Annotated in this window: 11 protein-coding genes, 2 tRNA genes and 2 other RNA genes; 4 read left to right on the top strand and 11 right to left on the bottom strand. The window is 49.5% G+C overall.

The features are described from left to right. Nucleotides 1–17: 17 nt before the first annotated feature. Nucleotides 18–722 carry a TIGR01621 family pseudouridine synthase gene (locus ACYP03_RS11875; protein WP_248140790.1) on the bottom strand — a complete coding sequence of 235 codons (705 nt, stop codon included), beginning with the start codon at nucleotides 720–722 and terminating at the stop codon, nucleotides 18–20. A gap of 82 nt (nucleotides 723–804) precedes the next feature. Beyond that, nucleotides 805–2,136, bottom strand: a complete 1,332-nt coding sequence (locus ACYP03_RS11870; protein WP_459780005.1) for a sodium-dependent transporter — start codon at nucleotides 2,134–2,136, stop codon at nucleotides 805–807. A 179-nt stretch (nucleotides 2,137–2,315) separates the two neighbouring features. Here ACYP03_RS11870 and cls point away from each other — a divergent pair, with 179 nt between their 5' ends. The 3 genes from cls to ACYP03_RS11855 all read left to right on the top strand — a co-directional run bounded on the left by cls (nucleotide 2,316) and on the right by ACYP03_RS11855 (nucleotide 5,861). Next, a complete protein-coding gene (gene cls, locus ACYP03_RS11865) occupies nucleotides 2,316–3,773 on the top strand; it encodes a cardiolipin synthase (RefSeq protein ID WP_459780002.1) in 1,458 nt (485 codons plus the stop codon). A 386-nt stretch (nucleotides 3,774–4,159) separates the two neighbouring features. Further along, complete coding sequence (locus tag ACYP03_RS11860) at nucleotides 4,160–4,675, top strand: putative pterin-binding protein (protein WP_248140796.1); 516 nt, start codon at nucleotides 4,160–4,162, stop codon at nucleotides 4,673–4,675. Nucleotides 4,676–4,727: 52 nt separating this feature from the next. After that, a complete protein-coding gene (locus tag ACYP03_RS11855) occupies nucleotides 4,728–5,861 on the top strand; it encodes a diguanylate cyclase domain-containing protein (RefSeq protein ID WP_459780000.1) in 1,134 nt (377 codons plus the stop codon). Here the strand turns inward: ACYP03_RS11855 and ACYP03_RS11850 are convergent. From ACYP03_RS11850 to ACYP03_RS11810, 9 genes are all read right to left on the bottom strand, one after another. After that, on the bottom strand, nucleotides 5,858–6,313 hold the full coding sequence (locus tag ACYP03_RS11850) for an SRPBCC domain-containing protein (RefSeq protein ID WP_248140800.1): 456 nt from the start codon (nucleotides 6,311–6,313) through the stop codon (nucleotides 5,858–5,860). The two genes, ACYP03_RS11855 and ACYP03_RS11850, sit on opposite strands and share 4 nt — an antisense overlap. A 148-nt stretch (nucleotides 6,314–6,461) precedes the next feature. Next, complete coding sequence (locus ACYP03_RS11845; RefSeq protein ID WP_248140802.1) at nucleotides 6,462–6,968, bottom strand: GNAT family N-acetyltransferase; 507 nt, start codon at nucleotides 6,966–6,968, stop codon at nucleotides 6,462–6,464. A 352-nt stretch (nucleotides 6,969–7,320) separates the two neighbouring features. Beyond that, entirely contained in the window at nucleotides 7,321–7,782 is a 462-nt protein-coding gene (locus ACYP03_RS11840; RefSeq protein WP_330959182.1) for a RidA family protein, read from the bottom strand. 37 nt (nucleotides 7,783–7,819) lie between these two features. After that, on the bottom strand, nucleotides 7,820–8,290 hold the full coding sequence (locus ACYP03_RS11835; protein WP_248140805.1) for a GNAT family N-acetyltransferase: 471 nt from the start codon (nucleotides 8,288–8,290) through the stop codon (nucleotides 7,820–7,822). A 229-nt stretch (nucleotides 8,291–8,519) separates the two neighbouring features. Continuing rightward, nucleotides 8,520–9,404: a radical SAM protein gene (locus ACYP03_RS11830; RefSeq protein WP_248140807.1), complete on the bottom strand. Its 885-nt coding sequence runs from the start codon at nucleotides 9,402–9,404 to the stop codon at nucleotides 8,520–8,522. Nucleotides 9,405–9,715: 311 nt separating this feature from the next. After that, nucleotides 9,716–9,843, bottom strand: a non-coding RNA gene (locus ACYP03_RS11825) — RtT sRNA. Nucleotides 9,844–9,889: 46 nt separating this feature from the next. Then, a non-coding RNA gene (locus ACYP03_RS11820) (RtT sRNA) lies at nucleotides 9,890–10,017 on the bottom strand. Nucleotides 10,018–10,064: 47 nt separating this feature from the next. After that, nucleotides 10,065–10,155 (bottom strand) — tRNA-Ser (locus ACYP03_RS11815). Nucleotides 10,156–10,161: 6 nt separating this feature from the next. Continuing rightward, nucleotides 10,162–10,249, bottom strand: a tRNA-Ser gene (locus ACYP03_RS11810). A 201-nt stretch (nucleotides 10,250–10,450) separates the two neighbouring features. On the opposite strand from ACYP03_RS11810, the gene mscM reads away from it, so the two are divergent. Next, a complete protein-coding gene (gene mscM / locus ACYP03_RS11805) occupies nucleotides 10,451–13,765 on the top strand; it encodes a miniconductance mechanosensitive channel MscM (RefSeq protein ID WP_459779996.1) in 3,315 nt (1,104 codons plus the stop codon). Nucleotides 13,766–13,831 lie beyond the last annotated feature (66 nt).

Below are 13,831 nucleotides of genomic sequence, written 5' to 3'. Positions count from 1 at the left end.
GCCGTTCTCAAAGCTGCTCAGTCATGAGCAGATTTCAGCAGACCCGACGGAAGTGACGGCCAGTCCAGTGTCCAGGGGGATGACCAGTCTTGCAGTGCCGACTGTACCTCTGTCGTCTGCCAGAGATCACCCTGTTCAGGCGGGCAAAGAAAGCGATAGGTTGTTCCCAGATAGATAAACTGAAGCCCGTAGGCGTGAAGATAGCCGCGATCCGATGCCTCGTGACCATAAATATCATCGCCGGTAATCCCTGAACCGACACTTTTCAGCGCCACACGGATCTGATGGGTTTTACCGGTATAAGGCTTGCACAGAAACAGTCTCCGCCCTTCCCCGGCCGCCGTGGAAATAAACTGAGTCACCGCCGGGTTCTGCCGGCTGGTTTCCAGCTTCCAGCTCCGTCGGCGCGAACGGCTCATGTCGCCCATCACTGTCCCCTGTTTTTTCTTCGGCTTTTTACTGCCGATCGCCAGGTAGTACTTCTCCACTTCCCGGCGGGCAAAGCTCCCCGACAGCGCCGATGCAGCATCCGCATGGCGACCAAGCAACAGGATACCGGAGGTCATCTTATCCAGACGATGTATCAGGTACAGCTGTGCATCACCCGTCGCTGCCGCGATCTCTGCCAGCAGGGGCTGATCATTGTCATCTTTGTGGACACTGACATTCGCATGCTTGCAAATGACCAGAAAATCGGGAGTTTGGTGAAGCAGTGTAAACATGGCTCAGTGCTATTTCGATCAGGAAAGCGGCAGTATACCGACTCTTCCGGACAGTGCCAGTTTTCTGCGCCCCGCCACCGCGCTACTGCAGAAAAAAGACCAGCAACATCAGCACCGGACAGACAATCCGGACATACCAGGGCCAGATCCGCCAGAACAGGCTGGCTTCCAGTTCCGGATATCCCGCTTTAATTTCGTTCAGAACCTTATCCCGATGCCATATCCAACCCACCAGAATGGCAAAAATCATCCCGATGATCGGCTGTGCAAAAGCCGTCGTCATGGTAATCACAAAGCCAAATAACGACTCAAAATTAAAAACAATCACCGTAGAAACGACACTGATCACCCCGCCAATCCACCATACGGCCCAGTGCCGGGTATGATTCAGCTCTTCAATCACACAGGAAACCGGCACTTCCAGCATGGAAATTGACGACGTCAGTGCGGCAATGACCATCAGGATAAAAAACAGGGTACTGACGAGGATGCCTACACCTCCCATCGTCTCAAACATCGATGGCAGCACACTGAACACCAGAGTATCCGACGCCAGCAAAGCACCGGTATCGTCATAAATCACCACACCATGATTTTGCGCGACAAACATGGCTGGCAGAATGAGCATCCCCGCAAGAAACGCAACACCGGTATCCAGTAAAGCCACCTGCGCTGCAGTCTTCGGCAGGTTGGCTGATTTGTCCAGATAAGAGCCATAAACCATCATGGTGCAAGCACCCAGCGACAGAGAAAAGAATGCCTGCCCCATCGCACTCACAATCAGTTTGGGCGATAAATGGCTGGCATCCGGCACCAGATACACACGCAGCCCTTCCCAGGCGCCATCCTGCGTCAGGATATAAATCACCATCACCACAAAAAGCAACAGCAATACCGGCATCAGGCGGGTCGACCATTTTTCAATGCCGTCCGTAACCCCGCTTCTGACCACCATCACCGTCAGCCACATGAACACCAGCATGAGGATCAGGTTTCTCTCCACACCAAATTCTTCCAGCCACTGGGCCTGAGCTGTCAGTCCCAGTAAATCCAGAACCGGGGCAACCAGATAACCCAGCAGCCAGCCGGCAACAATCGCATAAAAACTGAGAATCAGCGAAACGGCAATCATCCCGGCTAACCCGACGAATCCCATCAGAGCCCGTTGCTGAGGCCAGACCTTACGCAGAGAAGTGATCGGGTCGGCATTTCCGTAACGACCTATCGTCAGCTCTGCCACCAGCAAAGGGTAAGCCAGTGCGAACACCATGAGCAGATAAACGATTAAAAAGACCGCCCCGCCATTGCTGGCGGCCTGTGTCGGAAATCCCCAGATGTTGCCTAAGCCAACGGCCGAACCCGCAGCTGCCAGAATAAAACCAATACGTGAACTAAAATGCGCTCTGGTTGCCATAGTGACTACTCGGTAAAGGCATGATGCTTACAAGATAAGACACTCTGCCCGGCCCCGCACCTTCACTACTGATACACAATGAACATTTAACGCAGCCAACTTTTTCTTAAACCTATGTTTTACAGAGATTCCGGTGCAGAATAGACCCCGGGTATGCAATAGAGAGACAAGCAACATTTATGGACCACATTTATCAAGTTTTAGCCTGGCTCAGCCTGTTCGCTTACTGGATGGCTATCGCCGCTGTAACCATGCGTGTCGTATTCAAACGGCGCGTTGTCGGCGTTTCTCTGGCTTGGCTGATGATCATTTACATCATTCCCATCGGCGGCATTGTTGCCTACCTGATGTTTGGGGAGCTGAATCTTGGTAAAAAGCGGGCGCTACGGGCAAAAGAAATGTTCGACCCCTTTGCGAACTGGTTCCGGCAGCTTTATACCTGCCCCGGCCATCAGCCCCAGTTACTGAACCATCATGCCAAACCCATACACGATCTGTGCGAAAACCGGCTGGGTATCCCGGCACTGGTCGGGAACACAATGACACTGCAGGATAAACCGCATGATATTTTACGCGCGCTGATCCGGGATATTCACCAGGCGCACCGTTCTATTCATCTGGAGTTCTATATCTGGCACCCGGGCGGATTAGCGGATGAAGTTGCGACAGCACTCATTCTGGCGGCAAAACGCGGGGTGAAGGTCAGGCTTCTGCTCGATTCCGCCGGCAGCATGCGATTTTTCCGTTCCCACTGGCCACGGCTTATGCAGCATGCCGGAATCGAAATAACCGAGGCACTGGCGGTGACGCCATTCCGGATGTTCCTGCGCAGGCTGGATTTGCGGCAGCACCGTAAAATCGTCGTGATCGATGCTGAAATTGCGTATACCGGTTCGATGAATCTGGTTGACCCGGCGTTTTTCAAAACCGACGCCGGTGTGGGCCAGTGGATTGATGTGATGGTCCGGGTCACAGGGCCGACCGTTGCCGTGCTGAACTGTATTCAGGCCTGGGACTGGGAAGTCGAAACCGGACAGCGCTTTTTACCACCGGTTCCGGAATGCAGTCTGTCCCATCCTGCAACGGACAATGACATGATTCAGGTGATTCCATCCGGGCCCGGGATGCCTGATGAAATCATCCATCAGGTCCTGCTGATCAGCATTTATCAGGCCCGTGAAAGTGTGGTCATTACCACCCCGTACTTTGTGCCCAGCGAACACTTACTGCATGCTTTAATCAGCGCCGCGGAACGTGGCATAGACGTGCATATTGTTATCCCGGCCAAGAATGACTCTGTAATGGTGGAATGGGCCAGCCGTTCATTTTTCGCGGAGCTGCTGAACGCAGGCGTTACGATTCACCGCTTCAGCGGCGGCCTGCTGCACACCAAATCAGTGGTCGTAGATGGCGCTCACTGCTTAATCGGCACCGTCAACCTGGACATGCGAAGCCTGTGGCTCAACTTCGAAGTGACTCTGTCAGTCGATAATCCAGAGTTCACCCAGCAAGTTTCAGGTTTACAGCAGGAATATATGAAACAATCTACCCAAATCGATCCCCAGACATGGCAGCAACGCTCATTGGGACATAAATTTCTTGAGCAGTGTTTTTATATGTTCAGCCCGCTGCTCTAGAGAACTCTGAAATTCTGCCGGACATATGATTGACCTCTGATCCTGACGGTATTTCCGTCAGGATCAAAATGCCCAGAAATACGGCTTATATGGACGGAATCGCATATATCAGTAAAAACTGAAACACCATTACTGATATGCAACCTGAGGAACTTTTCGGAAATTGGAATTAGGATCACCTGAAACCCATATAAATAAAATCCTACCAAGCCTGTTCAGGCCATTCAAAAATCCACAAATATTTCATAAATATAAATTATTGTAAGGAATAATACTTACATACCAATCATTCTTCTGCTCACAATCATGCGATAAAAGTATTGCTTTGCTTCTTTATGTGACTATCTTTGTATTTAAGCGTTAAACACACAAAAGCTGAGGGAAGCGTGAGTCTTGGGAAGTTTTTATCATTTGCAGTCGATACCCTCAGATTCAGCTTGCCGCTGGTATGTTGCCTGATTGTATTTCCTGCATTTTCGCTCACACTGCCTCCCATCGTGATCACGGGTTTATCACAGGAAAATCATCCTGTTGAAATTGAGCTGACGCGGGAAGATATTGCCAGCTTTCAGCAAGATACCATTGTCACAACGTTGCCCTGGATAAACGGCAGCGCACGTTTTTCCGGCGTCAAACTTCAGTCACTGCTTACTCATTACCAATTAAAACCCGGCACAATTCATTTGTCTGCCCTGAATCAATACAGCGCCGAATTAAAATGGCAAGACATGGAAAAATATCAGCCTTTACTGGCAGTTCGCCGCGACAATGATTGGATGAAAGTCCGGGACTATGGTCCCTTCTGGCTCATTTTTTCTCTGGACAATTATCCGGAACTGGCCAATAGCGGTTTTCTGGACAAAATGGTCTGGCAATTAAACAAAATCAGCGTGGTGCCGTAACGTGGTCTATTTCAAATCGCTCAGGATGTTTCATTTGTCCGGAATGCCATGGATGAAAAAGCTGCTATTTGTCGCAGCGCCCCTGCTTATTCTGTTCACCTTTGTCTCGGTCAGCTCACTGGAGTCCAATGCCGAATCTGTCAGTAAGGATCAGAATCTTGCCAGCTGGTTCATGATGCAATTGAGTGATGAATACAGTGAACTGATTTTTCAGCTTCAGGAATATGAGGCCGGACGTGCCGACCGAAATACTGTACTGCTGCAGTACGAAATTCTGCTCAGCCGCTTTAACTCCATCAACGTCAGCAGTCAGGTCAAACGGCTTCATGATATCTTCGGTTCCCTGCAAACCTTCAATGAACACTATCTGCTGGTCAAAAGCTACGAACCTTCGCTGCGTCATCTGAGCGAAAGAGATCAGGCTCATGGGTTACTGATAACTCTGAAGACCAACTACGACAACATGATGGGCTATGCACTCAAAACTTTTCTCTACTCCAACAACACATTACGTTCAAAATTAGATGGTTTTATTTCCCTGCGCTGGCTCATACATGCTTTGCTGCTGTCTACGATCCTGATCGGCATGATGATGATTTACCTGCTCAAAAAAGAGTCAGAAACACACCACAAACTGGCGATGTATGACTCGCTGACAGGCATTCACAACCGGCTCTGGCTGAACCGAAAACTGAAAGATCTGGAGAAAAACGGCACCGAGTTTGCGTTTTTCCTGATTGATTTGAACGGATTTAAGGAAGTGAATGACACCCTGGGACATGGTGCAGGCGATCAGTTGCTCAAAACCGTTGCCCGCCGTTTGGATAACCTGACTCACGATGGCATGGATGTAGCCAGAATGGGGGGAGATGAATTTGCCGTCATTCAGGTTTTTCCTCATGCCGTAAACAAAGAATATGTCTCACAGTTCCTGATCAATACGCTGGATCACGTCTTGCGGATTCCCATTCTGTTAAGCCATCGCGAAATCACCGTGTCTGCCAGCATCGGGCTGAGCGTGTTCACGCCCGGCAGTAAAAGTATCTCTGATTTACTGCAAGAGGCTGATTTCTCAATGTATGAAATGAAGCAGCAACTGAAGGTTGAACACACCTTTCCCCTCAGCCCGTTGCATCAGCCCAATGCAGACATGATGTCTGAGTATATCGAACGCCGGCCTTCTTAATTAGCCGCCCAGATATCATTGTCCATCACTTTACCGGTCTCCAGTAAGGTTTTGAGGTTACTGATCACGGCAGGCCAGCCTTCACTGACATCCTGATAACTCAGCGAGCCAGACTGAAGATCGCTGTGAATGACTGTCAGTCGTGTATCTGTGCCCAAACTTTCAAGCGCAATACTCACTTGCGATGAATGCACAGCTCCATGATGGCTGTCAGCCTCCTGCCAGCTCAGGACCAGATGGTGAGGTGGGTGAACAAGGAGCACTTTCCCCGTCACATCTTCAATTTCAGATCCATCTGCACGAATATGTGCCCACCGGCTGCCCACTTTCCAGTCAGACTCATTCACATGTCCCCAATACTGCTGGGTCATTTTCGGATCCAGAAGTGCGTTCCAGACCTCAGTATCTTTCGCTGCGATATAACTGACGTATTTAAATTGTTGCAGGCTCATAGTCACTCCTTTCCACAAGACAGCGAATCAGGCAAAGACAGCAAAATGGTCAACAAGATACAACCCATATCATCGTGCACCGTTTCATCTTCTCTATTGAGAGTAGCACTCCGTTGCCCGACCAGCCTGAACCTGCAACTACTTTTAATTACAGCTGTTTTCTCATTTGCAGCAAAGTCCAGGGCTGCCCTTCAAATACGCGGATTGCCTGATCAGCCTGATAGATATCAAAGCCCGCTCCCCGGTAGCAACTGACGGCAGAAAAGTTATGCTCAAAAACGGCCAGCGAGACCTCTTCCGCACCAAACTCAACACGTGCTTTTTCGAGTGCAGCTTCAACCAATGCCCGGCCATAACCTTTACCGCGGTCAGACTCATTCACAATCAGCACACGGCAAAGCCTGCAACGTTTGGGATGCTTCTGGTTCAGTTCAACATAGCCTTTCACCTGGCCGGCAACGTGAAATAAAAAAGGATGGATTTCTGGGCGGGAAACGTGGTGTTCGATTTGATCAACTGTCAGGGGAAACTGGTAAACCGGACCTCCCCATAATAAATTGAATTCTTCATCTGCTATCCAATCGATAAGCAATGAGTAATCCTGCGGGGTAAAAGGTTCAAGCTGATAACGGGATTTGAGCCGTTCGGTGAACATGTTCTTCCTTATCACTAACTGACTGACGTATAGGTACTTTTTAATAATATGTCGCCGCGCAAACCGTTGCATTCAACGAAAGAAAAAAATCGTGTTGGTTAACAAAGTCATCTTCTGTTTCCAGAGATGAAGACCAGGATAACTCTACGTAGTGAAGTGAATCCAGTTGCACAGCGTGCGTATAGCTTCTCTATAATTGCGTTTCAGGTCAATACCTGTATGCATATTGATGAGAATAAACCACGTTTTTGAAGCCCGGGGACAAAAAAAGGAAGCAATCAATTGCTTCCTTTGAGATGTTGATACCCGCCGAAATTTATCACGAGGGGAAAATGTTGGTCCTGCTGTCCTGTCAGTCAGCAATCTCGAAGATCGAATCAATAATGATCGGCAGGTTGCCCCGAACCGACATAGCTCCGAAGACAGATCGGGCATGCAGACCTTTTTCTCCGAAAACTTCTGCCATCAGATCAGAACAACCATCCAGAACTTTCGGATGCTGTTCGAAAGTCTCAGTCGCATTGATGAACCCCTGCAGCTTCACAACCCGACTGACGTTATCCAGACTGCCAACCGCTGATTTCACTGCAGCCAGAATATCCAGACCTGCTGCGCGGGCAAATGCATAACCTTGTTCGACGTTATATTCGCGTCCCAGCTTCCCTTTCGGTACCTCGGGAAAACCGGTCACCGGGCCTTTCCCGGATACGTACAGCAAATTGCCGGTTCGCACACAGTTCACATAGTTTCCTTGCGGTTCACTGACATGCGGCAATACTAAACCTAATTCAACAATCCTTTGTTCAATTGACATTCAGTCTCCCTCAAAAGCCATGCTTTGAAAACTTACCTCAACTCTCAATGGTGTCGAGATCAAGCTCCATGAAAATACTGAGCGGATGTTCCTGATACTGACCATACGGAGGACGTACCCTGTATCCCAATGTCTGATATAACCCCAGGGCTTCGGGCTGACTCACACCAGCTTCCAGGCGTGCCACCCGGACACCATTGTGTTTCAGATAATGGTGCAATGCATCCATGATCTGCCGTGAAATGCCCAGACCGCGGTAGCTGTCCAGGACAAACATCCGCTTGATCTCGCCATATTCGCCTTCATCATCCATCATTTTGACGGCGCCGATACCGGCCAGCGCGCCGCGTACAAAAGCACCAACAAGGTGAACATTCTCTTTCATCAGAGATTCTTCACTCTCCAGATTGTTTGTCTCCGGCGGATAGAGACTGTACATGTAATCATCGGACGCGCTGAGGATGCCTCGTACGTCGTCACGGTTGGGCATAATTTTTTGAATATACATAGTGTTAACCGAACGAAATTGTCACTGCCACACAGTCAAAAAATAGTGGTAATCATTGTTATCGTATTGGAATCCCAAAACTTATAAAAAGCGGGACAGCTTTTCGTGCTTCGGTCCGGGACCGAAAAAACGGAAGCGAAATCGCATAATAGCAATCTCGCGACAGGAAATTGAGTCTAACTTGCAAATCACCGCATTTTTGTGCACTCACGCACATAGTGACCATTGCTTACAATCCGCGTTGCCATTCCTCACGCAGCGGGATGACTCCGGGATGACTGATTGCCAGATGAATCTGCGACAATAATTTTTGCTTGTCCTGCCCAAGAACACCTTTCAGAACGAGATAATTCGAAGCATGATCCGAACGGAAGATCGTTTTTTCCAACTCCAGATGTTCCAGCAATGTTTGCATCTCATGAAACAGCTCAGGTTGAGTCAACGGCCGGAATTTCCCGTCAAAACCAGCCGAGAAGCGATCCTGTCCCAGCGGAAAAGACACCACCAGCGTGGAAAGGTAATCCGGTTGCGCTTCATTCATCAGACGCGCAGAAGAAACGGCATGCTGTTCACTGAGCGCAGGGCCGCCTAAACCGTTGAGAATCATCACCGAGCTTTTCATCCCGGCCGCTTTTATTTTTTCCAGGGCCGTCAGGGAAGAGGCATAGGTTTCGCCTTTCCGGACCCGTGCCAGCACTTCATCATCACCGCTCTCGCAGCCGACATACATCAGGCTCAGACCCAGTGAGCGGAGTTCCGCTAACTGCCCGACCGTTTTATTCGTCAGATTACGGGGCAAACAATAGCTGGATATGCGCGTCACGGACGGCAAATATTGTCTGATTAACTCACAGATCAGTTTCAACCGGGCATACGGCAAGGTCATGGCATCGCCATCTGCCAGAAAAACCCGGCTGACCCTTACACCACTGGCTGCAATCATTGTCAGCTCGCGCTCAATCTCTTCCGGCTTTTTAGGCCGAAACTTTTTCTGCGGCTGAGTGTACATTTCACAAAAAGTGCACTGATTATGACTGCAACCGTTCGTGACTTGTAAAATCAGAGACTTCCACTCAGAAGGCGGGCGAAAAACGGGTTCAATATAATCCAGCATCGGCTCACGTCCTTACTTAAGACATCATCATTTTTGGAGTCATGACAATTTTTGGAGTCATGGCACCAAAGACGGAGGCGTACCTTACTACAGGTTGCAGGGAGCTGCTATAAAACAGCGGAGACTTCAGTATGCTTAGCAAGCTTCAGATAAGATTTTTACCTGATCCTGTCAGGATTGACCTACAAAGCGATAAGCGCTTCGGGCAGCGGAATACTCACCGTCCGTCCCGCCAGGCTTCTCACCCTATCTCTGCGTGCCAAAGTGCAGACGAAAAAAAACCGCTGATAGTTCAGCGGTTTCTTTAAATGTGGCGGAGAGATAGGGATTTATCGCTCGCAAGCTCGCGCCCCTTCGGGCGTTGCCTGAAGGCAACGTGGTCTCGCTGCGCTCGGCTGAACCCAACTAGGCTTCTTCACCCTATCTCTGCGTGCCGAAGTTCAGACGAAAAAAAACCGCCGATAGTTCAGCGGTTTCTTTAAATGTGGCGGAGAGATAGGGATTTATCGCTCGCAAGCTCGCGCCCCTTCGGGCGTTGCCTGAAGGCAACGTGGTCTCGCTGCGCTCGGCTGAACCCAACCAGGCTTCTTCACCCTATCTCTGCGTGCCAAAGTTCAGACGAAAAAAAAACCGCTGATAGTTCAGCGGTTTCTTTAAATGTGGCGGAGAGATAGGGATTTGAACCCTAGATACGCTATTAACGTATGCCGGTTTTCAAGACCGGTGCTTTCAACCACTCAGCCATCTCTCCGAAATGTGGCGGTGAGGGAGGGATTCGAACCCTCGATACGTTGCCGTATACACACTTTCCAGGCGTGCTCCTTCAGCCACTCGGACACCTCACCAAATTTTTCTGTCACCGCCTGTCGCGGCAACGGCGGCTAATTTACTGGCTTGAGCCAATGGGGTCAAGGGCTTTTCCAAATTAGTTGTACTTTCTTGGCTTGAACGATGATGAAAAGATCAAATCGTTTTTTTCTTAGGCCTGACGCTGGCTTATTTCTACACTAATAAGATATCTCTTTCTCATTCCATGACGTTTCAGTATGCGCAGATTCAAATCCCTTTGCTTTCTCTTACTGCTGCTGATCCCTTTTTTTTCTTGTTTCGCCAGTGAAGAGCCGCCAAGCTCGACAGAAAATAAGCATCTCACTGAATACAGCCAGGCACTAGAGAAACAAATTGAGATCGTACAGAGCCAGGAATCCACTCCGGAGAACGAAAATTTACTGGAACGCCTGCTTCAGGCACAAGATCAACTCCAAAAATCAAAAAGTTATCTCGAACAAATCAAGACCGACCAGCAACTGTTGGATAACTTCAGTGATGAGACCAAATCACTCAAATCAAAGATCGGAGAATTCAATGCGTCGACGTTCCCTGACTTCAGCAAATGGGGACAGGACCAGCTCACCCTTGAGATTGCAGAACAGGACAACAAACTCGAGCAATTGGATCTCCGCCGCCATAACTTTCGAAACGAACTGGAAGACATTGAAAGAAACATCGACGCTTTTCCAAAACGTGCAGAGCAGCTCCACCAGCAAGTGAACGATGCCGACAAAGCGCGAAAGCAGGCAGAGCGTGACCGGGATACTCAGCTTTTACTGGTTCACAATATTGAATACGACTTTTACAGCAATCAACTCTCAGCACTGGAAAGTGAGCAGCTGTCAGCGGATAACCGCAGAACACTGACCAAGCAAAAACTTCAGCTGGTGAATATTGAAATTGAGGCCCGTCAGGCCTATCGTAATAATCTCCAGCTGATGCTCAACCGGCTGTTAAGGACGGATGCAGAACAGTCTGCGCAGGATACCGATGCGCTGGTACAGGAACTGGAGGATCTGCCCCCCGAGCTCAAGCAGCTGAGTGAAGAAAACCGCCGCTATGCCAATGTACTGTCTGCCCTGTCTGATCAGCTCGATCAGGTTCAGGCACTTCAGGAAAAAACCGATCAGCAGATTGAGCAGGTGGCGAAATCAGCCCAGGACCTGAACAACATGGCCGAGTGGCTGCCACTCAGTCCGGCATTCAGTGAAAACATGCGCACCCGCCTGAGCCGGTTACCAAACCAGCCGGATATGGCAGGACTCGATAACAACATCGCTCAGAATCAGGTCCGAAAATATGAGTATCAGCAGCGCTTTGAAGACCTCTCTGATATTGCCAAGTCGCCGCAGGCCAAAAGTCTGTCAGAGGAACAAAAAGCACAACAAAGTGAGCTGATCAAAAATAATCTTTCCCTGCTCGAAAAGCTGATCGACAGCAGCGATATTCTGATTTACCAGCAAGCGACGCTGAAAGTCGCTTATGACAAACTCGATTCTTCGTTAAATACACTGAAAAACAATGCCGCCAGACTCTTATTCTGGGCACCGGATACCAATGCTTTCAACCTGAAGTTGATTGAGAACACGCTGGAAAAATTACAGTGGTTTTTTTCACCGGCTCATTGGGTGGGCTTACTGAAAGTTCCGTTCGTCGCTGACCCAATCCTGCTGATCTTCTGTCTGGTGATCATCGGTCTGCTGATTACAGCACTCAGCTGGTGCAGAAAACGCTGGAAACGTTACCTGAAAGACACCAGCCAAAAGATAGGCAAAGTGACGCAGGACCGATTCAGTTACAGCACAATCAACGTCGCCGTCTCCGGCCTCTTTGCCTGGCCGGTTCCACTGTCTATTGCCGTATTCGGTGCACTGTTGACGGCACTCTGGCAGCTTCCGTTTATCCATCACCTGGGTCAGGCATTGGCCCTTCCCTGGCCGCTGGTGATGTATTGTTTCATGCGGGAATTAGTTCGCCCTGACGGTCTACTGATCAAACACTTTGACTGGCATCCCAGCATCATTCAGCGGTGTTTCAGTCACTACCGGCGTTTAATCTGGATCTATTTGCCCATGATGATCCTTCAGAATTTCGCTTTCTTTTATAACGACAGCGAAGTGAACGCTACACTGGGCCGACTGGCATTTCTGATCAGTAATCTGGCCGTCAGCTTTTTCCTGTGGAAAATGGCCAGTGAACGTATTCCCATGACCTACCGGGATCTGCCGCAAGGTAATCTCCACATCGGCCATCATCTATTCTGGTGGGCACTGATTCTGTTGCCGCAAATCCTCAATTATTTTGCACTGCAAGGTTACCTCGGTTCGGCACAAAAACTGATGTCGAAACTCGAATACGCGGCTGTTCTGGGTGTCTTTACGCTGCTGATCTATTACCTGATCAAACGACTGATGCTGATTCAGCGCCGCCGCCTTGCTTTTGAACGCGCCAAAGCCAGACGTCAGGAAATCCTCGCCCAGCGGAAAGCTGAAATACTGGAGTCGAAGGAAGAGCATGCCAGTCATGAACTGCAGATTGAAATTGAAGAGCCCGAGTTAGATCTGGATGTGATCAGCGCGCAGTCGCTCAGATTACTACGCTCTCTCCTGCTGCTGATCTACCTGTTTCTCCTTGCGCTGCTCTCTTCCGATCTCTACCAGGCCACCAGCTTTCTTGAAGATATTACGCTGTGGGATGTCAGCGCGAACATTGATGGCATTGAGCAACTCAGCCACATCACCCTCAAGAGTGTTCTGCTGGCTTTACTGGCGCTGTGGCTGACCGCCATTATTGCGCGGGATTTACCGGGCGCCATGGAGTTACTGGTATTGCAGCATATCAGCCTGAGTCCGGGAACGGGCTACGCCATCACCTCACTGACCCGGTATCTGGCCATTTTCTTTGGCATTATTATCGGCTCTGCACTGATTGGCTTTGACTGGTCGAAGATGCAATGGCTGATCGCAGCACTCGGTGTGGGTTTGGGGTTTGGTTTGCAGGAAATATTTGCCAATTTTATTTCCGGCCTGATCATTTTGTTTGAAAAGCCTATTCGTATCGGAGATACGGTCACCATCAGGGATTTAACGGGCGTTGTTGCCAAAATCAATACCCGGGCAACCACGATCGTGGACTGGGATCGGAAAGAAGTCATTGTTCCCAATAAAGCCTTTGTCACGGAACAGTTTGTGAACTGGTCACTCTCGGATTCCATCACCCGGGTGACCATTGCAATCAGCGTGAAGTATCTTTCCGATACTGAGCTGGTCACCCGGCTGCTGTTTGAAGCTGCTGAAGAATGCGAGCTGGTGCTGGATAATCCGGCTCCGGAAGTGTTCTTTCTCAGTATCACTGCAGATGCGCAAAACTTTGAAGTGCGGGCGTATGCCGCTGAAACCGGGCACCGTCTGAGTCTCACACACGATCTCCACAGTCGGATCAAACGTAAGTTTCTTAGTCACGACATTGCCATCGCCCATCCGCAGCTTGAAGTCGCTATCAAGAAGCAACAACGACATCCGATGCGTTAACTTGTCCTTTCTTGACAATCAAAAAAGCAGCCTGAATCGGCTGCTTTTTATCAGATATTCATGTGC

It is taken from the genome of Photobacterium sp. R1 (assembly GCF_054600795.1).
The sequence above is the reverse complement of the archived record's forward strand: the minus strand, read 5'-3'. Positions and strand labels throughout refer to the sequence as shown.